27 protein-coding genes are annotated in these 26,448 nt (G+C 69.2%); 20 read left to right on the forward strand and 7 right to left on the reverse strand.

The window, feature by feature from the left end; translation table 11 throughout:
• Window positions 1-32 precede the first annotated feature (32 nt).
• From ACWEQQ_RS39360 to ACWEQQ_RS39370, 3 genes are all read left to right on the forward strand, one after another.
• On the forward strand, window positions 33-1,610 hold the full coding sequence (locus ACWEQQ_RS39360; RefSeq protein WP_452351758.1) for a GMC family oxidoreductase: 1,578 nt from the start codon (window positions 33-35) through the stop codon (window positions 1,608-1,610).
• On the forward strand, window positions 1,607-3,304 hold the full coding sequence (locus ACWEQQ_RS39365) for an aldehyde dehydrogenase family protein (protein ID WP_452351759.1): 1,698 nt from the start codon (window positions 1,607-1,609) through the stop codon (window positions 3,302-3,304). The genes ACWEQQ_RS39360 and ACWEQQ_RS39365 overlap by 4 nt, the downstream gene beginning before the upstream one ends.
• A gap of 118 nt (window positions 3,305-3,422) precedes the next feature.
• Window positions 3,423-5,060, forward strand: a complete 1,638-nt coding sequence (locus ACWEQQ_RS39370) for a long-chain fatty acid--CoA ligase (protein WP_452351786.1) — start codon at window positions 3,423-3,425, stop codon at window positions 5,058-5,060.
• A gap of 54 nt (window positions 5,061-5,114) precedes the next feature.
• Here the strand turns inward: ACWEQQ_RS39370 and ACWEQQ_RS39375 are convergent, their stop codons facing one another.
• A complete protein-coding gene (locus ACWEQQ_RS39375) occupies window positions 5,115-6,074 on the reverse strand; it encodes a phosphotriesterase family protein (RefSeq protein WP_379395354.1) in 960 nt (319 codons plus the stop codon).
• Complete coding sequence (locus ACWEQQ_RS39380) at window positions 6,071-7,573, reverse strand: long-chain-fatty-acid--CoA ligase (protein WP_452351760.1); 1,503 nt, start codon at window positions 7,571-7,573, stop codon at window positions 6,071-6,073. Before ACWEQQ_RS39380 ends, ACWEQQ_RS39375 begins: the two co-directional genes overlap by 4 nt.
• 220 nt (window positions 7,574-7,793) lie before the next feature.
• Here ACWEQQ_RS39380 and ACWEQQ_RS39385 point away from each other — a divergent pair, with 220 nt between their 5' ends.
• The 12 genes from ACWEQQ_RS39385 (at window position 7,794) to ACWEQQ_RS39440 (ending at window position 18,445) form a co-directional block, all read left to right on the forward strand.
• A complete protein-coding gene (locus ACWEQQ_RS39385) occupies window positions 7,794-8,435 on the forward strand; it encodes a TetR/AcrR family transcriptional regulator (protein WP_452351761.1) in 642 nt (213 codons plus the stop codon).
• A 316-nt stretch (window positions 8,436-8,751) separates the two neighbouring features.
• On the forward strand, window positions 8,752-9,504 hold the full coding sequence (locus ACWEQQ_RS39390; RefSeq protein WP_452351762.1) for an SDR family oxidoreductase: 753 nt from the start codon (window positions 8,752-8,754) through the stop codon (window positions 9,502-9,504).
• Window positions 9,505-9,514: 10 nt separating this feature from the next.
• Window positions 9,515-10,504: an NADPH:quinone oxidoreductase family protein gene (locus tag ACWEQQ_RS39395; RefSeq protein WP_452351763.1), complete on the forward strand. Its 990-nt coding sequence runs from the start codon at window positions 9,515-9,517 to the stop codon at window positions 10,502-10,504.
• Between the two features lie 37 nt (window positions 10,505-10,541).
• Complete coding sequence (gene fabG, locus ACWEQQ_RS39400) at window positions 10,542-11,303, forward strand: 3-oxoacyl-ACP reductase FabG (RefSeq protein ID WP_452351764.1); 762 nt, start codon at window positions 10,542-10,544, stop codon at window positions 11,301-11,303.
• 34 nt (window positions 11,304-11,337) lie between these two features.
• Window positions 11,338-11,790 carry a MaoC family dehydratase gene (locus ACWEQQ_RS39405; protein ID WP_379385610.1) on the forward strand — a complete coding sequence of 151 codons (453 nt, stop codon included), beginning with the start codon at window positions 11,338-11,340 and terminating at the stop codon, window positions 11,788-11,790.
• An 18-nt stretch (window positions 11,791-11,808) separates the two neighbouring features.
• The gene (locus ACWEQQ_RS39410) at window positions 11,809-12,996 is read left to right on the forward strand and encodes an acyl-CoA dehydrogenase family protein (RefSeq protein ID WP_452351765.1); all 1,188 of its coding nucleotides are present in this window, start codon (window positions 11,809-11,811) and stop codon (window positions 12,994-12,996) included.
• On the forward strand, window positions 12,993-14,111 hold the full coding sequence (locus tag ACWEQQ_RS39415) for an acyl-CoA dehydrogenase family protein (RefSeq protein ID WP_452351766.1): 1,119 nt from the start codon (window positions 12,993-12,995) through the stop codon (window positions 14,109-14,111). The genes ACWEQQ_RS39410 and ACWEQQ_RS39415 overlap by 4 nt, the downstream gene beginning before the upstream one ends.
• Window positions 14,112-14,161: 50 nt before the next feature.
• The gene (locus ACWEQQ_RS39420; protein WP_379395339.1) at window positions 14,162-15,391 is read left to right on the forward strand and encodes an acyl-CoA dehydrogenase family protein; all 1,230 of its coding nucleotides are present in this window, start codon (window positions 14,162-14,164) and stop codon (window positions 15,389-15,391) included.
• 43 nt (window positions 15,392-15,434) lie between these two features.
• Window positions 15,435-15,758, forward strand: a complete 324-nt coding sequence (locus ACWEQQ_RS39425) for a putative quinol monooxygenase (RefSeq protein ID WP_452340264.1) — start codon at window positions 15,435-15,437, stop codon at window positions 15,756-15,758.
• Between the two features lie 10 nt (window positions 15,759-15,768).
• Entirely contained in the window at window positions 15,769-16,770 is a 1,002-nt protein-coding gene (locus tag ACWEQQ_RS39430; RefSeq protein WP_379395337.1) for an NADP-dependent oxidoreductase, read from the forward strand.
• A gap of 15 nt (window positions 16,771-16,785) precedes the next feature.
• Entirely contained in the window at window positions 16,786-17,385 is a 600-nt protein-coding gene (locus ACWEQQ_RS39435) for a TetR/AcrR family transcriptional regulator (RefSeq protein ID WP_364624609.1), read from the forward strand.
• A 175-nt stretch (window positions 17,386-17,560) separates the two neighbouring features.
• Entirely contained in the window at window positions 17,561-18,445 is an 885-nt protein-coding gene (locus tag ACWEQQ_RS39440) for an SCO6745 family protein (protein ID WP_452351767.1), read from the forward strand.
• Window positions 18,446-18,474: 29 nt separating this feature from the next.
• On the opposite strand, the gene ACWEQQ_RS39445 is transcribed toward ACWEQQ_RS39440, so the two are convergent.
• Together ACWEQQ_RS39445 and ACWEQQ_RS39450 are read right to left on the reverse strand one after the other, a co-directional pair.
• Window positions 18,475-18,873 (reverse strand): hypothetical protein, encoded by a 399-nt coding sequence (locus ACWEQQ_RS39445; RefSeq protein WP_452351768.1) that lies wholly within the window; start codon window positions 18,871-18,873, stop codon window positions 18,475-18,477.
• Window positions 18,863-19,348: a PaaI family thioesterase gene (locus ACWEQQ_RS39450; RefSeq protein WP_354840086.1), complete on the reverse strand. Its 486-nt coding sequence runs from the start codon at window positions 19,346-19,348 to the stop codon at window positions 18,863-18,865. The genes ACWEQQ_RS39445 and ACWEQQ_RS39450 overlap by 11 nt, the downstream gene beginning before the upstream one ends.
• A gap of 63 nt (window positions 19,349-19,411) precedes the next feature.
• Here ACWEQQ_RS39450 and ACWEQQ_RS39455 point away from each other — a divergent pair, with 63 nt between their 5' ends.
• Complete coding sequence (locus ACWEQQ_RS39455; protein WP_452351769.1) at window positions 19,412-20,740, forward strand: aminotransferase-like domain-containing protein; 1,329 nt, start codon at window positions 19,412-19,414, stop codon at window positions 20,738-20,740.
• A gap of 34 nt (window positions 20,741-20,774) precedes the next feature.
• Here ACWEQQ_RS39455 and ACWEQQ_RS39460 read toward each other — a convergent pair whose 3' ends face one another.
• Window positions 20,775-21,650, reverse strand: coding sequence for an SAM-dependent methyltransferase (locus ACWEQQ_RS39460; protein ID WP_452340260.1), 876 nt, complete (start codon window positions 21,648-21,650; stop codon window positions 20,775-20,777).
• Window positions 21,651-22,024: 374 nt separating this feature from the next.
• Here ACWEQQ_RS39460 and pnuC point away from each other — a divergent pair, with 374 nt between their 5' ends.
• From pnuC to ACWEQQ_RS39480, 4 genes are all read left to right on the forward strand, one after another.
• Window positions 22,025-22,678 (forward strand): nicotinamide riboside transporter PnuC, encoded by a 654-nt coding sequence (pnuC, locus tag ACWEQQ_RS39465; protein WP_452340259.1) that lies wholly within the window; start codon window positions 22,025-22,027, stop codon window positions 22,676-22,678.
• A 141-nt stretch (window positions 22,679-22,819) separates the two neighbouring features.
• Window positions 22,820-23,632 (forward strand): MmyB family transcriptional regulator, encoded by an 813-nt coding sequence (locus ACWEQQ_RS39470; protein ID WP_452340258.1) that lies wholly within the window; start codon window positions 22,820-22,822, stop codon window positions 23,630-23,632.
• Between the two features lie 46 nt (window positions 23,633-23,678).
• The gene (locus ACWEQQ_RS39475; RefSeq protein ID WP_452351770.1) at window positions 23,679-24,542 is read left to right on the forward strand and encodes a universal stress protein; all 864 of its coding nucleotides are present in this window, start codon (window positions 23,679-23,681) and stop codon (window positions 24,540-24,542) included.
• Window positions 24,543-24,844: 302 nt separating this feature from the next.
• A complete protein-coding gene (locus tag ACWEQQ_RS39480) occupies window positions 24,845-25,459 on the forward strand; it encodes a cutinase family protein (RefSeq protein ID WP_364624593.1) in 615 nt (204 codons plus the stop codon).
• Between the two features lie 19 nt (window positions 25,460-25,478).
• On the opposite strand, the gene ACWEQQ_RS39485 is transcribed toward ACWEQQ_RS39480, so the two are convergent.
• Both ACWEQQ_RS39485 and ACWEQQ_RS39490 read right to left on the reverse strand, forming a co-directional pair.
• On the reverse strand, window positions 25,479-25,979 hold the full coding sequence (locus ACWEQQ_RS39485; protein WP_452340256.1) for a hypothetical protein: 501 nt from the start codon (window positions 25,977-25,979) through the stop codon (window positions 25,479-25,481).
• 162 nt (window positions 25,980-26,141) lie between these two features.
• The gene (locus ACWEQQ_RS39490) at window positions 26,142-26,447 is read right to left on the reverse strand and encodes a hypothetical protein (RefSeq protein ID WP_452351771.1); all 306 of its coding nucleotides are present in this window, start codon (window positions 26,445-26,447) and stop codon (window positions 26,142-26,144) included.
• Window position 26,448 lies beyond the last annotated feature (1 nt).

A 26,448-nucleotide genomic window follows, 5' to 3' on the forward strand; every position in this document is an offset into this window, starting at 1 on the left:
CCGACCCGGGTCGATCGATGAGGTGGAGAGAGGTGCCGACCGTGTACGACTACATCGTCGTAGGCGCGGGGTCCGCGGGATCCGTGCTGGCCAGCCGATTGTCCGAGGATCCGGCGATCCGGGTGGCCGTGATCGAGGCCGGGCCGCGCGACACCGCCGAGGAGATCCACCTGCCGGTCGCCTTCCCGTCCCTGTTCAAGAGCCCGCTGGACTGGGACTACGACACCGAACCCGAACCCCGGCTGCACAGCCGCCGCGCCTACCTGCCGCGCGGCCGCGTCCTGGGCGGATCCAGCTCCATGAACGCCATGATCTACATCCGTGGCGCCCGCGCCGATTACGACGCGTGGGCCGCGGCCGGCGCGGACGGGTGGAGCTACGACGAGGTGCTGCCGTACTTCGTGCAGGCCGAGGACAACGAGCGCGGCAAGGACGCCTACCACGGTGTGGGCGGGCCGCTGTCGGTCAGCGACAGCCGGTCGAATCATCCACTGGGCGAGGCATTCCTGCGCGCCGCCGAACAGGCCGGGCACACCCGCAACGACGATTTCAATGGCGTCACCCAACTCGGCGTCGGCCGCTACCAGGTGACCCAGCGCAACGGCATGCGATGCAGCGCCGCGGTCGCCTACCTGCACCCGGCGCTGGAGCGGGAGAACCTGACGGTCATCACCGACGCCCTCGCGCACCGGATCGTCATCGAGAACGGCCGGGCCACCGGTGTGGTGATCGGCCGCGAGGGCAGCACCGAGACCATTCGGGCCCGGCGCGAAATCGTGCTGGCCGCAGGCGCTTACGGTTCCGCGCAGCTGCTGTTGCTGTCCGGCATCGGCCCGGCCGAACAGCTGGCGGCCTTCGGCATCGAGACCGTCCGCGACCTGCCGGTCGGGCAGAACCTGCAGGACCACCTGTCGGTGTTCCTCAACTACCGCACCGACCGCGAATCCCTGATGACCGCGCTCACGCCCGAGAACCTGGGTCTGCTCCAGGAGTCCGGCCGCGGCCCGCTGACCTCGAATATCGGTGAGACCGGCGGCTTCCTCGAAACCCGTACCGGACTGGCGGGCCCGGACATCCAGTTCCACCAGGCCCCGGTCCTCTTCCACGGTGAGGGCATGGGCGCGGCGACCGAGCACGGCTACGCGTTCGGCCCCTGCCTGATCAACCCCACCAGCCGCGGCGAACTCACCCTGCGCTCGGCGGACCCGGCCACCGCGCCGCGCATCCGCCACAACTACCTCGATACCGAGGCCGACCGCGCGAGCATCATCGCCGGACTGCGCAGCGCCCTCGACATCGCCGGCCGGCCCGCGCTGCGCGAGCTCACCACCGGCGAATTCCTCACTCCCGCTGGTGATTCCGACGCCGACCTGCTCGACTTCGCCGCCCGCACCGCCCAGACCCTCTATCACCCCACCTCCACCTGCGCCATCGGCGCGGTCGTGGACCCGCGTCTGCGCGTACTCGGCGTCGCGGGCCTACGGGTCGCCGATGCCTCGGTCATGCCGTCGGTGGTGCGGGGCAATACCAACGCGCCCACGATCATGATCGGCGAGAAGGCCGCCGCCATGCTCGCCGAGGACGCCGACTCGGAAGGAAACGCATCGTGACCACCACCGCCGCGGCGACGATCGACGCCACCGTCTCCGCACTCCGGCAGGGCGAAATCGACTGGGCCCGAACCCCGTTGCCCGCCCGGCGGCAGCTGCTCGAACAGGTTCACGCCAATACCGCGCGCTACGCGCGGGAGTGGGTCGAGACCGCCGCCCGCATCAAGAAGCTGCCCCTGGACTCGCCGCTGCTCGGCGAGGAATGGGTGAGCGGCCCCTACTCGCTGCTCACCGGCGCGGCCGCGCTCGCCGAATCGCTGCGGGCACTGGAGCAGGGCCGCAGCCCGGTCGACGGCTACCCGATCCACGCCGCCCCCGGCGGCCGCACCGCGGTCGACGTCTTCCCGCACGGCGTCTTCGATTGGCTGCTGCTCAACGGATTCCGCGCGGAGGTCTGGACCAGGCCCGGCGTCGACGCCGAAACCGTGCGCGCCCGAGCCGGTCTGGGGCAGCGCACCCCGGCCGAGACCGGCGGCGTGGGCGTGGTTCTCGGCGCGGGCAATATCTTCTCGATCGCGCCACTGGACGTGCTCTACCAGCTCTACGCCGACAACCGGGTGGTGGCGCTCAAGCTGAATCCGATCACCGACCCGCTGCTGCCGGTGCTGGAGAAGATCTTCGCGCCCCTGATCGAGGGCGGCTTCGTACGCCTGCTCACCGGCGGCGCCGAGGTCGGCACGGCGCTCGTGCAGCATGCCGGCGTGGACGCGGTGCACATGACCGGCAGCGCGCTCACCCACGACGCCATCGTGTTCGGCACCGGCGAGGAAGGCGCGCGGAACAAGGCGGCGGGCACACCGAAACTGGACAAGCCCATCACCAGCGAACTGGGCGGCGTCTCACCCACCATCGTGATCCCCGGCCGCTGGTCCGACGCCGACCTCCGGTACCAGGCCGAGCACCTGGCCACCCAGCGTCTGCACAACAACGGCTACAACTGCGTCGCCGCGCAGGTCGCGGTGATCTCCGCGGACTGGCCCCAGAAGGACCGGTTCCTCGCCGAACTGCGCGCCGCGCTCGAGCGGGCGCCGCAGCGTCCGGACTACTACCCGGGCTCCGCCGCCCGCGTCGACGGCGCGCGCACGTCCTATCCCGACGCCGAGCGGATCGGCGCGCGCACCCTCATCACCGGCCTGGTGCCGCATCGGGACGAAACCGCGCTGCGCACCGAGTATTTCGCCCCGGTGCTGGGCGTGCTCGAATTGAGCGGCGACGCAGCGGAATTCCTCACGCAGGCCGTCCGCGTGTCCAACGAGGAGTTCGAGGGCACCCTCGGCGTCAATATCATCGCCGACCCCGCCACCATCGACCGGCTGGGTGCGCATTTCGAGCGAGCCATCGCCGACCTGCGGTACGGCACCGTCGCCATCAACGCCTGGACCGGCCTCGGCTATCTGACCGCCCGCGCCTCCTGGGGCGCCTTCCCCGGGCACACCCTCGCCGACATCCAGAGCGGAATCGGCGTGGTGCACAACGGCTTGCTGATCGCCGATCCGGAGCGCACCGTGGTCCGCGGCCCCTTCCGTCCCGTCCCGCGCTCGCTGCTGCGCGGCGAGTTCGCGCTCTCCCCGAAACCGCCGTGGTTCGTGACCAACCGCACCGGCGCCACCACCCTGCGGCGACTGACCAACTTCGCGAAGCGACCCGGCGCCGCCGCCCTGCCGGGCATCTTCGCCTCCGCGCTGCGCGGCTGAGCGCAGCGAACCGGGCCGGGCGCGCCGCTTCCGCGCACGGCGCACCCGGCCCGGTTCACCCCGGGCTGTACCCGAGAAAGACATCTGCACAATGACTTACGACGAGCTCGACCTGCCGATGCCCAGCACCATGCAGGACGAACCGCTGTCCCTGGCCACCCTGTTGCGCTATGCGAGCACGGTGCACGCCGACGCCACCGTCCGCACCTGGACCGGCACCGAATCCCGCGTCCTGACCTACCGTGAACTGGGGGAGCAGGCGGCCCGGCTGGCCCATGCCCTGACCGCACTGGGCATCGGCCGCGGGGATCGCGTCGGCACCTTCATGTGGAACAACAACGAGCACCTCATCGCGTACTGCGCGGTGCCCGCCATGGGGGCGGTGCTGCACACCATCAACATCCGGTTGTTCCCCGAACAGATCACCTACGTGACCGACCACGCCGCGGACCGGGTCGTGATCGTCGACGCCTCCCTGATCCCGGTGTTCGCACCCGTACTGCCGACCCTGCGCACGGTGCGCCACGTCATCGTCGCCAACGGTGACGCCGCGACGCTGCCCGCGCCCGAGGGCGTCACCGTCCATGAGTTCGACACCCTGCTCGCGCAGTATCCGGGCACCTTCGACTTCCCGGTCCTCGACGAGCGCTCGGCCGCCGCCATGTGCTACACCTCCGGCACCACCGGCGACCCGAAAGGTGTTGTCTACTCCCATCGTTCGAACTGGCTGCACTCCATGCAGGCCTGCACCACCGATGCCATGGGCGTGCGTGCCGGCGACCTGATGCTGGCCATCGTGCCCATGTTCCACGCCAACGCCTGGGGCCTGCCCTATGCCGCGCTCATGGCCGGGGCGTCGCTGGTGATGCCCGACCGCTTCCTGCAACCGGAACCGCTGCTGGCGCTCATGGCCGCCGAGCGGCCGAGTTTCGCCGCGGCCGTGCCGACGGTGTGGAACGGCGTGCTGACCGCCGTCGACGCGAAGCCGCAGGACCTGACCCATCTGCGGGCGGTCGTGGTCGGCGGTGCCGCGGTGCCGCCGCAGCTGATGCGCGCCTTCGAGGAACGGCACGGCGTGCCCATCATCCAGGCGTGGGGGATGACCGAGACCTCCCCGCTGGGTGCGCTGGCCTGGCCGCCCGCGGGCCTCGACGGTGAGGCCGCCTTCGCCTACCGCATCACCCAGGGCCGCATCCCGGCCGCGGTCCAGGCGCGGCTCATCGGAGACGATGGCACCGAGCTGCCCCGCGACGGAAAAGCGGTGGGAGAGCTGGAGGTTCGCGGCCCCTGGGTCACCGCCTCCTACTACTCGCCGGATGCCGGGGGAATCGGCGCCGACGCCTTCCGCGACGGCTGGCTGCGCACCGGCGACGTCGGCACCATCAGCGCCGACGGCTACCTCACCCTGGTCGACCGGGCCAAGGACATCATCAAATCCGGCGGTGAATGGATTTCCTCGGTCGATCTGGAGAATGCGCTGATGGCGCACCCCGACATCGCCGAGGCCGCCGTTTTCGGTGTGCCGGACGAGAAGTGGGACGAGCGCCCGGTCGTGGCCGCCGCACTGCGCGCCGGCGCCGAACCCGATGCCGGTGCGCTCCGCGCGTTCCTGTCCGGCAAGATCGCGAAATGGCAACTCCCCGAACGCTGGACCTTCGTCTCCGAGGTGCCCAAGACCAGCGTCGGCAAGTTCGACAAGAAGGTGCTGCGCGCCCGTTACGCCGCCGGTGAACTCGCCATCGTCATCCCCGACTGACCGCTGGCGAGGGTTGTGCGCCGCCGCGGGGAATCCCTGCGGCGGCGCACACTGTCATTTCTCGAAGTAGCGGCGCGGGTTTCGCACCAGGATGGTGTCGATGTCGTCCTCGGTGAGGCCCTTGGCTAGGAGGGCGGGGAGGACATCCTCGCTGATGTGGCGGTAGTTCCACTTCGGGGCGATCTGGGCCTTGGCGGCCGGATCGAACCAGTCCATGAAACAGGCGGCGTCGTGGGCGATGACGATCTTGTCGCGGTAGCCGCGGCGGACGAGTTCCACGATGGTGTTCACGCGGTCCTCGAACGGCAGCAGGACGTCGATGCCGAAGCGGTCCATGCCGAGATAGGAACCCGCATCGGCCAACTCGGCGAGGTAGTCCAGGTCGGTGGAATCACCGGAGTGGCCGATCACCACACGGGTCAGGTCCGCGCCCTCCTCCCGCAGCACCCGCTGGGCCACCAGCCCGGACCGGGTGTGCGGGTTGGTGTGTACGGTGATCGGCGCACCCGTCCGCACCGCCGCCTGACCGACCGCCCGCATCACCCGCTCCACACCCGGCGTCAGCCCGGGTTCCTCGATGGCGCACTTGAGGAATCCCGCGCGCACCCCGGTCCCGGCGATGCCCTCGGTGAGGTCCTTGACGAACAGCTCCACCATGGGCTCGGGCATGTCCATCATCAAACCCGGCCCGTTGTAATGGAATTGGAACGGCAGGTCGTTGTAGGTGTAGATGCCGGTGGCGACGACGATGTTCAGCTCGGTGCGGGCCGCGATCTGCTGGATGCGGGGTATGTATCGGCCCAGCCCCAGCACGGTCGGGTCCAGGATGGTGTCGATGCCCAGCGATTTCAGCTCGTCGAGCTGCTTCACGGCGTCGTCGACGCGGGCCTGCTCGTCCCAGTCGCCGTAGTTCTGCCGGTACTCCTCGCCGAGCACGAAGACGTGCTCGTGCACCAGCACCCGGCCCAGCTCGCTGGAATCGACGGTGCCGGTGACGGTGGGGACGATGCTCATCGGGATGCCTTGTCTGTGAACAGGTTCGGGTCGATGGCGCGCTTGAGGATCTTGCCCGTCGCGCCCTTGGGTAGCTGGTCGGTGAAGGCGAAGCGGTGCGGCACCTTGTAGGCGGACAGGCGTTCCTTGGCCCAGGCGCGCAGCTCCCCGGCATGGAGTTCGACGCCGGGTGCGGTGGCCACCACCGCGCCCACCTCCTCGCCGTAGTGGTCGTCGGGCAGGCCGATCACCGCCACCTCGACGATGCCGGGATGCTCGTAGAGCACCTCCTCGACCTCGCGCGGATACACGTTGTACCCGCCGCGAATGATGAGATCCTTTGCGCGGTCGACGATGTAGACGTAGCCGTCGGCGTCGACGCGGCCCAGATCACCGGTGCGCAGCCAGCCGCCGGACAGCTCGGCCGCCGTCGCGTCGGGCCGCTGCCAGTACCCCTTCATCACGCTGGGCCCGCGCATGAACAGCTCACCGACCGTATCGGCGGGCAGCACCGTGCCCTCCGGATCGCGCACCTCGATCGACGTGCCGGGCAGTGCGGTACCCACCGACCCGGCCCGCTGCTCGCGATCCAGGGGGTTGTAGGTCGCTGCCCCGCTGGACTCGGTGAGCCCGTAGCCCTCGAGAATGGTGCAGCCGAAACGTTCCGTGAAGGACCGGATCACCTCCGCGGGCAGCGACGCGCCACCCGAGCAGGCCAGCCGCAGGCTCGCGAAATCCTCCGGACCGTAGTCGCCGGCGCTGTGCAGCATGGCATTCCACATGGTCGGCACGCCCGCCACCACGGTCAGCCGGTGATCGCGGATCATCTCGATCATCGCCCCGGGGACGAACGGCGACACCATGGAGAACGAACTGCCCGCGTGCAGGGTGGTGATCAGGCACACCGCCTGCCCGAACACGTGGAACAGCGGCAGTCCGGTGCCGAAGCGCTCCTCGGGCGTGAGCCGCAGCTGATCGATGAAAATGCGTGCGGTCTCGATCAGATTGGCGACGGTGAGCTCCACGCCCTTCGGTTTGCCCGTGGTGCCCGAGGTGTAGAGCAGGATCGCGGTGTCGTCGGGTTCGCGCCGGACCGGTTCGGCGGTCGGCTGGGCTGGGGAGGCGTGCGCACCGGGCTCGAGCACCTGCACCGGGATGCCGCGCTCGGCGGCGGCCTGCTCGGCCGCGGTGCGGGCCAGATGCCAGGCGATGGCATACCGGGCACCGGAATCGTCGAGCACATAACCGATTTCGGGTGCGGTCGCCATGGTGTTCACCGGGATGGCGACGGCTCCGATCAGATGCGCGCCCAGGTAGGCGATCACGAACTCCGGCACGGTCGGCGCCACCAGCAACACGCGATCTCCCACCGCGACACCGGATTCGGTGAGCAGACCGCCGAAGGCCGCACTGCGGCGGGCCAGCTCGGCGTAGGAGAGGGTGTCGTCCAGGTGGCGCAGCGCGATGGCGTCGGGGCGTTCGGACGCGTGCTGCCAGATGCGGTCGGCGACATTTGTCATGGAACATCCAGTTATGTAGAGGTCGAATGAGACGGGGTCGGAGTGAGCGGCGTCACGACCCTGTGCGCGACCATATCTGAATCCGGTGTCAACTTCAATGATGCTGCTGCCGCGTGCGCCGGCGGGCCGAAGATCGTCGGCGTGGGACGATATGTGCTGGTATAAGCGGTGATACGGTGGCAATCGGCAGCCGTCCCTGCGACCGAGTGAGTGATCCGCCGTGACGTCCGAACCCATCGACCGCGAGGCCGCGCCTCGCCGGGTACCTCCGCGCACCAAGCGCGGCGAGCGCACCCGTGCCGCCCTCATCGCCGGGGCCCGCGAAGTGTTCGAACGCGACGGCTACCTCGACACCAGGATCGCCGACATCTCCAAGGCCGCAGGCGCCGCCGCCGGCTCGTTCTACACCTACTTCGACAGCAAGGAAGAGATCTTCACCGCCATCGTCGAGGAGGTGCAGGAGGAAATGCTGCACCCGCACGTGCGGGCCCGCACCGGCGTCACCGACCCGCGCGAGCTCGTCGAGGCCGCCAACCGGGAATACCTGCTGGCCTACAAGCGCAATGCGCGCCTGATGGGGGTGTTCGAGGAGGTCACCCAGATCAACGAGAACTTCCGCGCGCTGCGCCTGGAACGCAACCGTGCCTTCATTCAGCGCAATGCCAGGATGATCCGCGAACTGCAGGAATCCGGGCAGGCCAGTGCGGATCTCGATCCGCTGATCACCGCTCAGGCGCTGTCGGTCATGGTCAGCCGCATGGCCTACATGGTCTTCGTGCAGCACCAGCGCATCGCCTTCGAGAAGCTGGTCGGCACCCTGACCCAGCTGTGGGTCAATGCCCTGCAGGTGAAGTCCGAATAACTAGCGACCCACCTGATAGCCGGCGACTCGATAGCTCGCGACCCCGCGTGCGCGGATGGCGCGGTAGCTGCCGCGCGGGTCCGCAATCTGAATCCGGGTTCGAGTTCGTGTCGTTTTCTCGTGCATGACCTCGGCTTTCGAGTGCACTGTGTGCCGTATCACACGAGTTCGACCCCCTCGGCGGTATTGACCGCGGCGGGAGTTTGGCGCATGGTGGCGGAAGAAAATAAGCGCTTAGTAAGTTCCCTGCTCGGGGTCGGCCACGGGGCGCGGCGCGGGACCGCCGTGGCCGCGGGCGACCTGAAAGGACCTGTCCGTGAACAGATTCGAAGGCAAGACCGCCATTGTCACCGGCGCCAGCCGGGGTATCGGCCTCGGTATCGCGCAGCGCCTGGTGGACGAGGGCGCCAAGGTGGTGATCACCGCCCGCAAGCAGGAGGCGCTCGACGAGGCCGTCGCGGCGCTGGGCGGGCCGTCGAAGGCGCTGGCCGTGGCGGGGCGCGCCGACGATTCCGCGCATCAGGCCGAGACCCTCGAGCGGGCCGTCGAGACCTTCGGGAGTGCCGACCTGCTGGTGAACAACACCGGGATCAATCCGGTGTTCGGGCCGATGGTGGAGCTCGACCTCGACGCGGCCCGAAAGATCGTGGAGGTCAACTGTCTTGCCGCGCTGTCGTGGGTGCAGCACGCCTATCGGGCGTGGATGAAGGACCATGGCGGCGCGGTCGTGAACGTCTCCTCGGTCGCCGGGCTCAAGCCCGCGCCCGGCATCGGTTTCTACGGTTCCAGCAAGGCGATGCTGGCCCACATCACCCAGGAGCTCGCGGTCGAACTCGGCCCGGACATCCGCGTCAACGCCGTCGCGCCGGCGGTGGTGAAGACGAAGTTCGCCACCGCGCTCTACGAGGGCCGCGAGGAGCAGATCGCCGCCGCCTACCCGCTCAAGCGGCTGGGCGTGCCCGAGGACATCGGCAGCGTGGTCGCCTTCCTGCTCTCCGCGGACGCCGCCTGGCTCACCGGCCAGCTGCTCGTGGTGGACGGCGGCCTCACGCTGACCGGGGGCGTCTAGAGTGGCGGACATGCGGGCCTGGCGGGTCCACGAACTGGGCGAGCCTGCACAGGTGATGCGGCTCGACACGGTGGAGCGCCCCGAACCCGGCCCACGTCAGGTGGTCGTGCGGGTCACCGGTGCGGCGGCGAACTTTCCCGACGTGCTCATGTGCCGCGGCCTGTACCAGGTGAAGCCGCCGCTGCCGTTCACGCCCGGCGTCGAGCTGTGCGGGGAGGTCGTGGCCACGGGTGCCGAGGTCACCGGGATCGCGGTCGGTGACCGTGTGCTCGGCGGCAGCTCGCTGCCGTACGGCGGTTTCGCCGAGTACGCGGTCCTGGAGGCGGCCCAGACCTTCACCGCGCCAACCGCTTTGGACGATGCGGAGGCCGCGTCCCTGTTCATCGGTTACCAGACGGGATGGTTCGGACTGCATCGCCGTGCCGCGCTGCAGGCGGGGGAGACCCTACTGGTGCACGCGGCCGCGGGCGGGGTCGGCAGTGCCGCCGTCCAGCTCGGCAAGGCGGCCGGGGCCCGCGTCATCGGCGTGGTGGGCGGGCCCGAGAAGGCCGAGTACGCCCGCGCGCTCGGCGCCGACATCGTGATCGACCGCAGGAGTGAGGATTTCGTCGAGGTCGTCAAGCGGGTCACGGACAATCGCGGCGCCGACGTCGTCTACGACCCGGTCGGCGGCGACACCTACACCCGCTCGACCAAGTGCATCGCCTTCGAGGGCCGCATCCTGGTCGTCGGCTTCGCGGGCGGCGACATCCAGAGCGCCGCACTGAATCACGCACTGGTCAAGAACTATTCGATCGTCGGCCTGCACTGGGGGCTCTACAACGCCTACGACCCGGCCGCGGTCGCCGACTGCCACCGCGAGCTGACCCGGCTGGCCACCGCGGGCGCGATCCGCCCCCTGGTCAGCGAACGACTCGACTTGGCGGACATCGCCGATGGCGTCCAGCGCCTTGCCGACGGCAAGACCGTCGGGCGCGTGGTCTGCACGCCCTCGGCCTGATCGACACCGACCTGATCGCACCACAGAGGAGAACATCGTGAGCACGCAGACACCGCGGGTAGCGGTCGTGACCGGCGCGGCCCGGGGCATCGGCGCCGCGATCGCACGGCGACTGGCGGACGACGGAATGGCCGTCGCCGTCCTGGATCTCGACGAGCAGGCCTGCAAACCGGTCGTCGCGGAGATCGAGGCGGCCGGCGGCCGCGCCCTCGCCGTCGGCGCGGACGTGTCCGACGAGCAGGCCGTGACCGCGGCCGTGGATCGGGTGGCCGCCGAATTGGGCGCGCCCACCGTGCTGGTCAACAATGCGGGCATCCTGCGCGACAACCTGCTGTTCAAGATGAGCGTCGCGGATTGGGACGCGGTCATGGGCGTACACCTGCGCGGCGCGTTCCTGTGCACGCGGGCGGTCCAGCGTCACATGATCGAGCAGGGCTTCGGCCGCATCGTCAGCCTGTCCAGCACCTCGGCGCTGGGCAATCGCGGCCAGGCCAACTACTCGGCCGCCAAGGCCGGATTGCAGGGCTTCACCAAGACCCTCGCCTTCGAACTCGGCAAGTTCGGCGTCACCGCCAATGCCGTCGCGCCGGGCTTCATCGAAACCGAGATGACCCAGGCCACCGCCGAGCGCATGGGCGTCTCGTTCGACGACTTCCGGCAGGCGCTCATCTCCACCATCCCGGTGGCCCGCTCCGGCAAGCCCGAGGACATCGCGCACACGGTGTCGTTCCTGGCCAGCGAGGGCGCGGGATTCGTGTCGGGACAGGTCATCTACGTGGCCGGCGGGCCGAAGAACTAGCCGCGCAACGGAATCGAACGGAAGGACGCGAACAATGCGGGTATTCCAGGGGCTGCCCGAACTGGAGAAAGCAGTCGGCACTCATCTCGGCTACAGCGACTGGCACACCGTGACCCAGGAGCAGATCGACCGGTTCGCCGACGCGACCGGCGATCACCAGTGGATCCACATCGATCCGGAGCGGGCCGCCGCCGGTCCGTTCGGGACGACCATCGCGCACGGTTTCCTCACCCTGTCGCTGCTGCCCATGCTCACCGCGAGCGTGTACACCGTCGAGGGGCTGTCGATGGGAGTCAACTACGGGGCCAACAAGGTTCGCTTCCCGTCTCCGGTCCCGGTCGGTTCGCGGCTGCGTGCCGGAGTGGAACTGGTGTCGCTGACGCCGGCGAGCATGGGGTTCCAGGCGGTCAGCCGGGTCACCGTGGAGATCGACGGCGCGGCCAAGCCGGCCTGTGTCGCCGAAGCCGTCTCCCTGCTGGTGCCCTGAGACGAAGGAGCAGGACCGATGAGCGATACGGTTCGCGACGACCTGCGCCGGCGGGTGGAATCCCTGCTGGCCGAGCATGATCCGGCCACCACCGACCCGGTGACCTTCCACCGCGCCCGCTTCGACGCCGGACTGGCCTGGGTGTACTTCCCCGTCGGGCTGGGCGGCCGCGGCGCCGACCGCGACCTCCAGCTGTTCGTCGACGAGCTGTTCGAGCAGGCGGGCGCTCCGGGTCATCAGGCCGAACTCAACGGCATCGGCCTCGGGATGGCGGCGCCCACCATCGCCATCCACGGCACTCCGGAACAGCGGCAGCGCTACCTGCGTCCGCTGTGGACCGGCGAGGAGATCTGGTGCCAGCTGTTCAGTGAGCCGGGCGCCGGATCGGACCTGGCGGCGGTCGGCACCCGGGCCGTCCGCGACGGTGAGGACTGGATCGTCAACGGGCAGAAGGTGTGGACGTCGGTGGCCCACAAGGCCGATCTGGCGATCCTGCTCGCGCGCACCGACCCGGACCGTCCCAAGCACGCGGGCCTGTCCTTCTTCCTCTGCGATATGCGCCATCCCGGCGTCGAGGTGCGGCCGCTGCGCCAGATCACCGGCGAGGCCGAGTTCAACGAGGTCTTCCTCACCGACGTCCGCATCCCCGACACCCAGCGCCTCGGCGGGGTGGGGGAGGGCTGGCGCGTCGCCACCACCACCCTCAACAACGAGCGGGCGGCCATCGGCGGACGCGCGGTGCCGCGGGAGAGCGGGGTGCTCGCCGCGGTCGCCCGCACCTGGCGGGAGAATCCGGACAGGCACACGCCGGAACTGCACGATCGGCTGCTGCGGCTGTGGGTCGAGGCCGAAGCCGGGCGGCTGGCCGCCGCCCGCATGCGGCAGCGGACCTCCGCCGGTCAGCCGGGGCCCGAAAGTTCCGCGCTCAAACTGGCTTTCGCGCGGTCCAACCAGCGGCTGACCGGTCTCGAACTGGAGATCCTCGGCGAGGACGGCCTGCGCTACGACGACTGGACCATGGTCCGGCCCGACCGCGTCGACTTCGCCGGCCGCGGGCCCGGCTACCGCTACCTGCGCGCCAAGGGCAATTCGATCGAGGGCGGCACGTCCGAGATCCTGCGCAATATCGTCGCCGAACGGGTCCTCGGCCTGCCCGCCGAGGCGCGCGGGGACAAGGACACCGCCTGGAAGGACCTGGCCCGATGAGCGACGACATCCTGCTGCTCGATACCGACACCGAAGCGGCGCTGCGGCACGCGGTGCGCGATCTGCTTGCGGCCCACTGTGATCCGGCGGCCGTTGCGCGGGCCTATGCGGGCGATCGGTCGCTGACGCCGGGATTGTGGAAAGCGCTGGCCCGGGACCTGGGGCTGGCCGGACTGCTCGTCCCCGAGGAGCGTGGCGGCGCGGGCGGCTCCGCTCGCGACGCGGCGGTGGTGCTGGAGGAACTGGGGCGGTCCGTCGCGCCCGTACCGTTTCTCACCAGCAGTGTCATCGCCGCCACCGTGCTGCTCGCCGGTGATTCCGACCTGGTCGGGCAGCTCGCCGACGGTGCGGTGACGGTCGCGCTGCTCGCGCCCTTCACCGCCGCTTCGCCGGACGCGGTCCCGTCCTTCCGGAAGGATGCCGACGGCCGCGTGTCCGGCAGCGTGACCAGCGTCGCGGGCGTCCTGGACGCCGATGTGCTGCTGGCCGCGGTCGAAACCACGTCCGGCACCGAGATTCATGCCGTGCCGGTGGCTGCGGCCACGGTGATGCCGGTGGTCTCGCTCGATATGACCCGGCCGCTGGCCGATGTCGTGGTCGACGCCGCGCCCGGGCACCTCGTGGTCCCGGCCGAGGCGGGAGCGGCCGCGCTGCGAACGGCGCTGGAGACCGGCGCGGCGCTGCTGGCCTCGGAGCAGGCCGGTATCGCGGCGTGGTGCCTCGAGACCACCGTCGGCTATCTGAAGATGCGCCGCCAATTCGGCCGCGTGGTGGGCGGATTCCAGGCGCTCAAACACCGTCTCGCCGACCTGTTCGTGGAGGTCGAGGCGGCGGCCGCCAGTGCCCGCTATGCGGCGGGCGCGATCGCGGCGGGCGATCCCGACGCGGCCGTGGGCACCGCGGTCGCCGCGGCCTACTGCGCGGACGTCGCGGTGACATCCGCCGAAGAAGCGCTCCAATTACACGGCGGCATCGGCATGACGTGGGAGTATCCGGTGCATCTGTATCTCAAGCGCGCCAAGGCCGATCAGCTCGGGCTCGGCAGTCCCGGCCGGCACCGCGCGGTGCTGGCCGAACTGGCCGACCTCGGCTCGGCCACCGGAAAACGAAGTTGAATCCGGGTTCAAGTATAGTTTCGCCTGCGCGGCACAGACTATTTCGAGGAGTGAGCATGTTCGACATGACCGATCGGGCCCAGCGCTACCGGGACGATCTACTCGCCTTCATGGACGAGCACGTCTACCCGGCCGAGGCGGTGTACGAGGAGCAGATGGCGGAGTCCGGGGACCCGCACTTCCAGCCGCCGATCGTCGAGGAGCTCAAGACCGAGGCCAAGAAGCGGGGGCTGTGGAACCTCTTCCACCCGCATCCGGAGTGGGGCCCGGGCCTGACCAATCTGGAATACGCGCCGCTGGCCGAAATCATGGGCCGCAGTGCGCATCTCGCGCCGGAGGCCACCAACTGTGCGGCCCCCGACACCGGGAACATGGAGGTGCTCACCCTCTTCGGCACGCCCGAGCACAAGGAGCAGTGGCTGCGCCCGCTGCTGGACGGTGAGATCCGGTCCGCGTTCGCCATGACCGAGCCCGCGGTCGCGAGCTCCGACGCCACCAATATCCAGCTGCGCATGGACCGCGACGGCGACGACTACGTGCTCAACGGCCGGAAGTGGTGGACCTCCAACGCCTTGCACAAGAACTGCAAGGTCCTCATCGTCATGGGCAAGACCGATACCAGCGCCGCGACGCACCGCCAGCAGTCGATGATGGTGGTCCCGATCGATGCCCCGGGTGTGACCGTGCAGCGCGGCCTGCCGGTCTTCGGCTACCAGGACCGCGAGGGGCACGCCGAGGTGCTGTTCGAGAACGTCCGGGTGCCCAGGACCGCGCTGCTCGCCGGTGAGGGCGACGGTTTCATGATCAGCCAGGCCCGCCTGGGTCCGGGCCGCATCCACCACTGCATGCGCGCCATCGGCATGGCCGAGCGGGCCCTCGATCTGATGATCGACCGTGCGCAGTCGCGCGTGACCTTCGGTGAGCCGGTGGCGAATCGGGCCAATATCCAGGACTGGATCGCCGAGTCCCGCATCGAGATCGATATGGCCCGCCTGCTGACGCTCAAGGCCGCGCACCTGATGGACACCGTCGGCAACAAGGCCGCGCGCACCGAGATCGCGGCGATCAAGGTGGCGGCGCCCAATGTGGCGCTGAAGGTCGTGGACCGCGCCATCCAGGTACACGGCGGCGGTGGCGTCTCCGACGACTTCCCGCTCGCCAGCATGTACGCGCACCTGCGCACCCTGCGCCTGGCCGATGGACCGGACGAGGTGCACAAGCGTTCCATCGCGCAGTGGGAACTGCGCCGCCGCGACCCCGAGTGGGGCAAACGCGGCTGACCGCAACGAGTTTCGACACCATCCATTCTCCGAGGAGGATCCCATGGCCGATCCCTGCGTCGTCGTCGCGACCATGATCGCCAAGCCCGGCCAGGAAGACCTGGTCGAGCAGACCCTGCGCGCGGCCGCTCCGGCCGTGCACGCCGAGCCCGGCTGCCTGCGCTACGCGCTGCACCGGCATGCCAAGAACCCCGGGCAGTTCGTCATGATCGAGAAGTGGGCGTCCCGGGACGCGCTGCGCGAGCACGGCCAGGGCGCGGCTCTGCGCGAAGTCGGCACGGCCCTGGCCAACGCCCTCGCGGCACCGCCGGACGTGCAGGTCTTCGAACCGCTGCCCGCCGGCGACCCCGACCAGGGCGCGATCTGAGGAGGCCACCATGACGAAGACACAGCAGGTACGGCTGGCCCAGCGCCCCACCGGACTGCCCGGCGTGGGCACCTGGAAGGTGACCACCGAGGAACTGCCCCCGCTCGGCGCGGGGCAGATCCTGGTGAAGATCGACTTCATCTCGCTCGATCCGGCCATGCGCGGCTGGCTCAACGACGTGCGCTCCTACCTCCCGCCGGTCGGGCTGGACGAAGTGATGCGGTCGCTGGACATCGCGACCGTCGTCGAATCCACCCACCCCGATTTCGCCGTCGGCGACACCGTGAGCGGCACCTTCGGGGTGACCGAGTACGCGATCAGCGACGGCCGCGGCGTGCAGCATGTCGACCTGGGCGTCGCGCCCGGGCCGACCTGGCTGGGCGCGCTCGGAATGCCCGGCATGACAGCATATTTCGGGCTCCTGGAGGTCGGGAAGCTGAAAGCCGGTGAGACCGTGGTGGTCTCGGCGGCGGCGGGCGCGGTCGGGAGCGTCGTCGGCCAGATCGCGAAGGCCAAGGGCGCCACCGTCATCGGGATCGCCGGCGGGGCGGAGAAGTGCCGGCTGCTCACCGAGGAGTTCGGTTTCGACGCCGCGATCGACTACCGCGGTGAGGACGTGCTGCAGCGGCTGCGGGAGCTCGCGCCGAAGGGCATCGACATCTACTTCGACAATGTCGGCGGTGAGATTCTCGATGCGGCGCTGGCCAATCTGCGCCGTGGGGCCCGCATCGTGCTGTGCGGGGCGATCGCGGCCTACAACGACGACCAGCTGCGGCCCGGGCCGTCGCGCTACATGTCGCTGCTGGTGTTCCGGGCGTCCATGACCGGCTTCGTGGTCTTCGACTACGCCGACCGCTACGGCGAGGCGGTGGCGGACATCGCGAAGTGGCTGACCGAGGGCAGGATCAAGAGCCGGGAGCATGTCGTGCAGGGTGGGGTGGAGCATTTCGGCGAGACGCTGAATCTGCTGTTCACCGGCGGCAACACCGGAAAACTGGTGCTAGCGCTCTGATGTAAGACTGTCCAGGTGACCGAATCAGAGGATCGCTCGCGCGCGGACGAGACGCGGGCCCGACTACTGGACGCCGCGGTCGCCGCTTTCGCCGAGCGCGGCTTCCACGGCGCCACCACGCGCGACATCACCTCGATCGCGGGACTGAGCACGGCGGCCATCTACGTCCACCACCGCTCCAAGGAAGAGCTGCTCTACCAGGTTTCGCACACCGGGCACCTGGACACGCTCGAGCGGATGCGGGAGGCGGTGGCCGCCTCGGACGACCCGGTCGAGCAGTTGGTCGCGGTCATGCGGCAATTCGCGATTCACCACGCCCGCGCGCACACCGTGGCCCGGGTCATCAACTACGAACTCGCCGCGTTGAGCCCCGAGCATCAACGCGAGATCAAAGAGATCCGCCACGTCATCGATACCGAGATGCGGCAGTTGATCGAGCGCGGGGTCGACGCGGGCGTGTTCGACAACCCGAATCCGCGCATGGCGGCGGTGGCGCTGCTCTCGCTGGGCATCGACCTCGCGCGCTGGTACCGGGAGGGCGGGCCGCTGTCGCCCGAGGAGATCGGCGACTACTACGTGGATCTCGCGCTGCGGATCGTCGGCGCACGCAAATAGCCTGCGCCACATGGCAATTTCTGCTATTCACCCGCGTCTCTCCACCCTTGAAGCCGACATCGGATTCGGGTAAGCATGTGATGACGCACGTCACATCCGGTCGTCTCGCTGCGAGTGCCGCACGGCGACGGCCGGGTCCGGCGTCCTCCACGCAATGAGACATGGGAGCGACCTCGTGAGCACGCTTTCCCCCGCCACCGCCCGTCTGACCTACCGCGCCCTGGAACCGGTGCACGGCATGATCTACTTCAGCCCGCACGGGCCGCAGGTGTATCGGGAGCTGGGCATCACCGATCCGCGCATGATGTATTTCGCGTCCCGCTCGGCCGCGTTCGGGCCGGTGCCGGCCGAGGTCACCATCGCGACCTTCTTCAATTTCAATCCCGCGGCGGTCCGCGCGGTCCTGCCCGCCGCATGGAACATCGCCGCTCCCACCGACATTCTCCATGCCCGGCTGGCAGCCGCCGACCACTCACTGCGGCAGGCCTGGGGCGTGGACGTCGATGGGCCGGAAGTACGCGAGGCCGCCACCCTGGCGCGGCAGGCGGCTGAACGCGCCTGCGAACGCGCACCCGGACGTCCCCTGTTCGCGGCACACGCGGCCCTCCCGTGGCCGGCCGAACCGCATCTCGTGCTCTGGCACGCGCAAACCCTGCTGCGCGAATTCCGCGGCGACGGCCACGTCGCCCTCCTCCTGACCGAGGGCCTCAGCGGCCTCGAAGCCCTCATCACCCACGCCGCCACCGGCGAGATCCCGCCGGAAGTCCTGCGCATCAGCCGATCCTGGACCGAGCAGGACTGGGCCCGGGGAGTGGCCGCACTGCGCGACCGCAACTGGCTGACCGACCGCGACCTCACCCTGAGCACCCACGGCGCCGCGCGCCGCGCAGCGATCGAGACCCGCACCGACGAACTATCGACCCACCCCTACGAGGCGATAGGACCGGACGGCTGCGACCGCCTGCGAAAACTGTCCTCGGCCTTGTCGATTCGCATCATGGACGCCGACCTCGCCTTCCCGCCCATGCTGGCACAGCGCTACCGTGACACGGTTCGGTAAGGCCGGCGGTCCGGGGATCCGAAATTCGGTCAGAACGCCTTCAACAGTTCCGCGGCCAGCGGGACCGAGGAGGCGGGGTTCTGGCCGGTGTAGAGGTTGCGGTGCACCTGGATGTGCGGGGCGAAGGGGTCGGCTTCGCGGTAGTCGACGCCCAGGGCGATGAGGCGGTCCTGGAGGAGCCAGGTGGCGTTGTCGGCGAATCCGGCCTCTCTTCGGCATTGGTGAACGCCGCCACCCAGTATCCGGCGAACGGTGACCTGCCGTCGGCGAGCGTCCAGTGGTCGACGCCGGTCATGACGAACAGGATCTGTGCCATCGGATTGTTCCTCCGTCTCGCGGTCGATTCGGCGACGGACCGACGTTGCGTAGGGTTCGTCAGCTCGTCCCGGCGACCACGTTAGGAAGCTGTTCCGATACTCAGCGGCCATGGGAGCGTTCGCCTCGCAGGGTGGTGACGATGCTGGTCACCGTGGCGACCGGCTTGCCGTCCGCGCGGGTGATATCGCACTGGTAGTGGGTGATGGTGCGGCCGGAGTGGGTAGGGAAGGCGGTGGCGCGCAGCGTGTCCTGCCATACCGGGCGGAGGAAGACCGCGCGGAGATCGATGCTGGTGAACGTTTCGCCGGGACCCACGACGGTGGAGTGGGCGGTGCCGATGGCGGCATCGGCCAGTTCGGTGAGCAGGCCGCCGTGGACGGTGCCCTGCTGGTTGCCGTGCCGGGCGGGATCGGTGTCCATCTCGACGGTGGCGCGGCCGGGGTCGATGGCCACCAGCCGGATGCCCAGGGTGCGGGAAATGGCGGTGGGGTAATGGAATTGGCAGGTCAGGCCGTCGGTCCCGGTGCCGTCGAGCTGTGCGCGCAGGTAGTCCAGGACGGGCACTTCGGTGGTCGCGATCGTCATGGGAACGGACGGTAGGACGCCGGGTCAGGACGATCAAGAAATTGTCCTAGGTACAGTCGGATGATGCGGACCTACTCCGATGTCGCCACCGCCCTCGCCGGGCAGATCCGGGACGGGCGCTGGGCGCCGGGACAGCGACTGCCGACGCATCGGCAGCTGGCCGCCGAGCACGGTATCGCGGTGGCCACCGCGACCCGGGTGTTCGCGGAACTGAAGCGGGCGGGGCTGGTGGTCGGCGAACCGGGGCGGGGGAGCTTCGTGCGGGATCGGTCGGTGCGGCTGGCCGCGGCCGCGTACGGGCCGGGCGCGGAGACGGTGTGGGCGGATCTGGCCTTCACCCAGCCGCTGTCGCCGCGTCGAGAGGAATTGCTGCGCACGGGTTTACGTGAGCTGGCAGCCTCCGGCGATCTGGACGCCCTGCTGCGGCAGCAGCCGCCGGGCGGGCGGCCGCACGATCGCGCGACAGTCGCCGGGTTCCTCGGGCGGCGGGGGATCGAGGTCGATCCGGCGCGGGTGGTGCTGACCGCCGGGGCGCAGCACGGGCTGGATCTGATTGTGCGAGCGATGTTCTCACCCGGCGATGTGATCGCCGTGGACGAACTCACCTACCCCGGATTCAAGCTGCTGGCCCAGGCGCACGGGCTCACACTCGTGCCGGTTCCGGCGGCCGGGAACGGCCCGGATCCCGACGCCCTGGCGCGGTTGTGTGCGAAAAGGCCGGTGCGCGCGGTCTATACGATGCCGACCCTGCACAATCCGCTCGGCTGGGTGATCGACAGCGACCGGCGGCGAGCGCTCGTTTCCGTTGCGCGCCGGCATGATCTGTTCCTGATCGAGGACGCCGCCTACGCCTTTCTCGCCGATCCGGCCCCGCCGCCGCTGGCGGCCATCGCCCCGGAGCGCACCTTCTGGGTGTCGAGCCTGTCCAAGAGCGTCGCGGCCGGACTGCGTTTCGGCATGCTGGTCCACCCGGCCGTGGCCGCGCCGGCTTTGGCCCGCACCCTGCGCGCCACCATGGCCGGTCCGCCCGGGCTGACCAGCGCCCTGGCCACCCGCTGGCTCGCCGATGGCACCGTCGACACTCTCGAACAGGCGAGCCGCGTTGCCGCGCAGGAGCATCAGCGCATCCTGCACCGGGAGCTCGGCGATCGGAATCCGATCGCCCACCCGCGCTCGTTCTTCGCGTGGCTGCCCATCGATCCGGACCAGCGCATGGACCGGATCGCCGCCGAACTGTCCCGGCGCGGCATTCGCGTCTGCACCGCCGAGGCGTTCGCCACCACTGCGCACGTGCCGCACGGGCTGCGCATCGCGCTGGGATCGCCTGCCCCGGAAGAACTTCCGCTGGTGCTCGCGGAAATGCGCGCGGCCCTGGACAGCGTGCCGCTGTGACACCAGGACCGCGCGAGATCCGGGCCGGGCCGGGTCAGGGCCGGATGACCGTGACCAGATTGATCAGCGACTGCTGTCGCGGATTGTCGGGCGGAGTGCCGCCGAGGTCGTGAATGTAGTCGGTGAGATTGACGCGCTCACCGGTCCAGCCGTGGGCGGTGAACCATTCGATGGCGTCGCTGCGGGGCTCGTTGTAGATCATGTCCACCCAGTCCGAGCCGGTCTCGCCCTCCCCGGTCATCTCGGCGACCGACTCCGCGGGCAGCGGATCCATCTGCTCGATGGCGACCCGGCTGCCGTGCGCGCTGAGCCCCACGATGGCATCGAAGAGCTGGTCCTGCGCAGCCGGCGTCAGATAGATCAGCAGGCCCTCCACCAGCCACGCGGTCGGCGCGGCGGGATCGAATCCGCTGTCGCGCAGGGCCTTCGGCCAGTCTTCGCGCAGATCGACCGCCACCTCGTGCCGCTCGGCGCGGGGCCGGTGCCCGGCCGCGGCGAGCGTGTCCCGTTTGAAGTCGAGCACCTGCGGACGGTCGAGCTCGTAGATCACGGTGCCGTCCGGCCACGCCAGCCGGTAGGCGCGCGAGTCCAGGCCGGCCGCCAGAATCACCACCTGACGCACGCCCGCATAGGAGGCGGCGGCCATGTAGTCGTCGAAATATCGGGTGCGAGAGATCTGATGCTGCTGGAACTGCACCCCGAACTCGGGTGCCAGCAGCGGGTGTTCGGGCAGCCGGCCCGCCAGCAGCTCGGCCCATTCCCCGCCCGCGGCCCGCACGAACAGCTCGGCGAACTCATCGTGCGCCGGCGCATCGATCGCGCGGCCACCCAGCACCCGGGCGGCCGCCACGAACAATGCCGTGGATCCAACACTGGTCTTGATATCCCAGGAATCACCTTCGGTGCGCATATTCGCCAACGTACTCACGCGGGCGCACAAGGTCATTCCGCCGCGCGAAGTCGGCCGGAATCCACCACGGATCCATCATCTCGCTGCAATTCGCATTGTCGAATGTCCTGTCAGCGATCGATCTGGTCATCCTGATCGGCTGGAGCCTCGTAGATCCGCCGCACACCGCGCGCCTTTTCGACGCGGGACCCGTACCGTTCCGGGGCGATCGGCATCAATGCCGGCGGTCCATACCTGTGCCGCGCCGGTCGCCGATCGGGGAGGGGCGGTGGGGGGAATATCGGGCTGTGGCACGGTGGTTCCGCACGACGACAGAACGCACGCCCGGGACCCGGATCCGGCAGCTGTGCTCGGCAGGCAGCGGAGGAGGCCCGGTGAACGCCGGATTCGACCTGTTCGGTGAACACATCCTGTGGACCGACGCCGTCGGCAATCTGTTGTCCCTCGCGGTGGTGTGGCTGGCCATGCGCAAGACCATGTGGACGTGGCCCGTGCAGCTGGCCGGTGCGGTTCTGCTGCTGGCGGCGTCGGTGCACGCCCACGTGCCCGGCAATGCGCTCAAGCAGTTGTTGTTCATCGGGCTCGCGGGCTACGGCTGGCTGGCCTGGCGGCGCGGCACCTCCGAGCACCGGGATCTGATGGTCCGGCCCGCCACCCGCCGCGAACGCCTGACGCTGCTGGCCCTGCTGGCGGTCGGCACGGTCGCGGTGGCCGAGGCGTTCGCCCACCTCGGCTGGCTGCACATCGCGTGGTCCCCGTGGGCCAATGCCTATGTCTTCGTCGGCAGCGCCATCGCGACCTTCGCGCAGAGCCGGGCCCTGACCGACTTCTGGATCATCTGGATGCTCGTCGATCTGGTCGGTGTGCCGCTCGCGATGAAATCCGGCCTGTACGCCTCGGGCGCGGTCTACGGACTGTTCTTCCTGCTCGTGGTGCTCGGGTTCCTGCGCTGGCGTGGCGAATATCGTTCGCGCCGAGACGTTCCCGCCGCCCCGGCGGCCGTCGCTGCGCCCGCGGGCGGCGAGTGAGCCGGTCCCGATACCCGGTAATTCGCTGCTCTGCCCCTATTTGTTCCGGATTCTCGATTTGCCGACAGGGGAGCAGGCTGCTAGGCAGTAGCCACTGATCGAGGTCCATCCAGGCGGGTGGAGTGTTTTCCGGGGCGGGATATGAGTGACGGAACGTTCGGCGACTCGGGGTCGGTGTTCGGGCGGGTGGAACCGCCGAGCTTCGGCAGTACGCTGCGGCGGCTGCGGGAACGACGCGGCGTCTCGCGTGAGCGGCTGGCCTTCGGCTCGGGTGTCAGCGCCAGCTACATCACGCGCTTGGAACGCGGCGATCGCGACCACCCGACCGAGCAGGTGCTGACGGCCATGGTGCGCTATCTGCACAAGGTCGGCCCGGTGACCCCGGTCGAATACCGGCATCTGTTCGAACTGGCCGCCCTGCCGCAGCACCCGGCCGCCGCCCGCGGCCCGATCGCCGCGGACGTCTCGGGCATTCTCGCCGCCCACCTCCCGCACCCCGCGGCCTACCTGGACCGGTATCTGAATGTGCTGGCCGCCAATACCGCTCATCTGCGTACCTTCCCGGGCGTCGGCGAGGACGGCAACTATCTGCGGTGGATGCTCACCAATCCGTCCGCGCGTGCGGTGCTGCCGGCCTGGGAGTCCGATCTGCGGCGTGCGATCGCCACGCTGCGCGGCGTGATGGCCATCGTCGGCGAGGCCGCCGACGATGCCCGGCTGCTGACCGAGTTCGGCCGCTTCGAAATCTTCCGGCGCCTGTGGACCGAGGAGCGCTACAGCCTCACCGGGGCGCCGACGGTCATGCGCCTGCGCGATGCCGAGACCGGTGAACCGTATGCGCTGCTGTGGCAGATCCTGCGAGATCAGTCCACCCAGATGTACCCGGATCAGCCCCTGTTCATCGTCGGACTGCCCACGGCGAGTCGACCCGGAGACCGTCCGGTCGGCTCGTAGGATCGCCCGCGGAAGGTTCTTTCCACCCGGAGGGAGACCGAACGCGGTGCCTGTCTACAGTCTCGACCGGCCGATCGTGGTCGGTGTCGACGCCTCCGAGTCCGCCCTGCACGCCGTGCGCTGGGCCGCCGTGGACGCGGCCCTGCGCGGCGCGGCTCTGCACCTGGTGTTCGCGGTGCCCGCGGGCGGCGAATCGCCCCTGGACGAGAGCCCGGTCCGGCTGCTGCACGATCGGCTGCGCGACACCGCCCAGGCCGCCCTCGACGCCGCGGCCGAGATCGCGCGGAAAGCCGCCGGGGACCGCGAGATTCGCGATATCCGCACCTTCCTCGTCGATGTCCCGGCCGTCATGGTGCTGGCGGAGCTCGCCGCCACCGCCTACTACGTGGTGGTCGGCGTGCGCGGGATGAGCGCCTATCACCGCAGCCTGCTCGGCTCGGTCAGCACCGGTGTGGCGCGGCATGCGCAGGGGCCGGTGGTGGTGGTTCCCGGTGCGACGGACGGGCTGTGGGACCGGCCCGTGGTGGCCGGCGTGGACGGGTCGCCGCACAGCGTCCGCGCGCTCGAGATCGCCTTCGACGAGGCCTCCCGGCGCGGCGTGCCGCTGATCGCGGTCCAGGCGTGGGAGGTGTCCGGGGACAGCGACACCCGCTCCTACGACGACGCGGTCCAGCTGCTCACGCGCATGCTCGATCGCAATACCCGGGACTACCCGGGCGTCGAGGTGAAATCCGTTGTGAAGGAAGGACGTCCAGCCCGAGTTCTGCTCGATGCCGCCGCCGGCGCGCAACTGCTGGTGGTCGGAAGTCACGGGACCCGTGGCTACCCCGGTATGGCGCTCGGCTCGACCGGTCACGCGCTGCTGCACGGCAGCGAGTGCCCCATCGCCCTGGTCCGCTTGCGCAACTGAGCCGGGCGGCACCGCCGATTTCGCGCAGCGCATCCTCGGTTACGGGAGTTTCGCACCGGCACACCGGATTCGGACGCGACCGACCCGCGCGCTGTGCGACTGATGGCCGAACGTCTCCGTGTCAATGGCCGGCAAGCTCGCCGGGTCGTGCACACACGGCCCGCTGACATCGCGGTACGGCCAACAAAAACAGTGCGTGTGTAACTGTTTCGCCAGAAATCAAGAACCCCAGCAATTTTTGGGTACATCATGCGCAAGCCGGGCTCGACCCGGAGGTTATACAAATAAAGAAAGTTACGACCATGCGTAGAGCAACGGCGCTCTTCGCCGCATTACTGTTGGCCATCCTCTTTTCCATCACACACCTGGCGGCCCCGAAGGCCAATGCCGATGTCTGCACCGGTGATTGGGCGATCGGCATCGGCGGACTCGGCGACAACACCTCGTCCATCTTCATCCCGTACGTCGATCAGCCAGTCGGATACAACTCCGCCGACCCGATGTCGGGGTTGAACGAACTGGACCGACTGTTCTGGCAGCACCGCAACGAATGCCCGGGCGACCACATCCGGTTGATCGGGCACAGTGAGGGCGCCGGCATCGTGCACGCCTGGGTCACCGCACACCAGGATGTCGACAATGCCAATGCCATTCTGCTGTCGGATCCCAAGCGGGCCCCCGGCCCGGGTTGGGGCGGATTGTCCTCGACTCCCGGCAACGGGATCATCGGCTATCCGCTGGCCGGCGTCGACGACTGGTTCGGCGACTTCCCGGTTCTGACGGTGTGCAACCACGACGACCAGATCTGCGACACTTCGGCCGGCTGGTGGGGTTACCTCTTCGGGGGTGCACATGGTCGTTACGATTTCAATGTCTGGGACTACGGCGACTGGGATTCCGGCGTCTGGTACCGGTAATCACGTGATTCGAAGGGGATCAGTAGCCGAAAGGCACTGGTCCCCTTTGGCTGAACCCGTGCCCCATCGACGTGCACACGGCCGAGCCATTGAAGGTGATCTGACAGGTCGCGCCGGCATGGGTAATCGAGAACTGCGGATCGTGTCCGCTCACCTGCGCGATGGGGGCCAGACCCGGATTGCCGCCCGCGAGGGTGTGGCTGCCGTTGGAATTCCACTCCGGATGCGCGGGCAGCGCGGTCGAATCGATGGCAATGGCAGGCACATTCGAGAACGGCACCTGCGCCCCGGCATAGAGCACATTCATGGTGGCCGCCGGAACCGTCAGATCACACCCCACCGCGCCGGCCGCGCCGATCGAGCAGTTCCACTCGCCCATGCTGAAATACACGGTGTCGCCGACCTGGGTGGGACCGCCCGCGTCGTCGGCGTACGCGGCGCCCGCCCCGAACAAACCGGCAACAATCCCGAGAATTCCCCCGCAAACCCATGCGGCGGTCGCTTTCACAGCTCTCGACACGGCATCTCCCTGATGCGCATTAAGTGTTATCGGCCGAACCGGCCATAGAGAAAACGTATCACTTTACGGCGCAAAGGCAGAAGTTCTGTCGAGGGGGCTGACACAATTTTCGGCCACCGCGCCGGTCAATTCGCCTCAGCGACCGGCAAATCCTTCCGCGTTTCAGACCTTCAGCCCGTTGCGGGTGACGTAGACGATGTGGAAGGTGATCAGCCCGGCGAGGACCACGAGCCATTGCAGCGTGGTGGCCAGGGGAACGGCGTCGAGGGGCAGTGTATAGGCGAACGCCACCCGGACGACGGCGTCGAGGGTGAACACCGTGCCCCACACCGCGGTCAGCACGCGCAGTTGATGGCGGAAGCGAGAGTCGTTGTCCCAGCGGGCATCCCATCCTCGATAGCCCGTGCGCTTCTGGTCGGGGGTGCGGTCGGGGCCGGGGGTGTGCGGGGTGGTCGCGGGCAGCGCCATG

It is taken from the genome of Nocardia sp. NPDC004123, assembly GCF_053603795.1.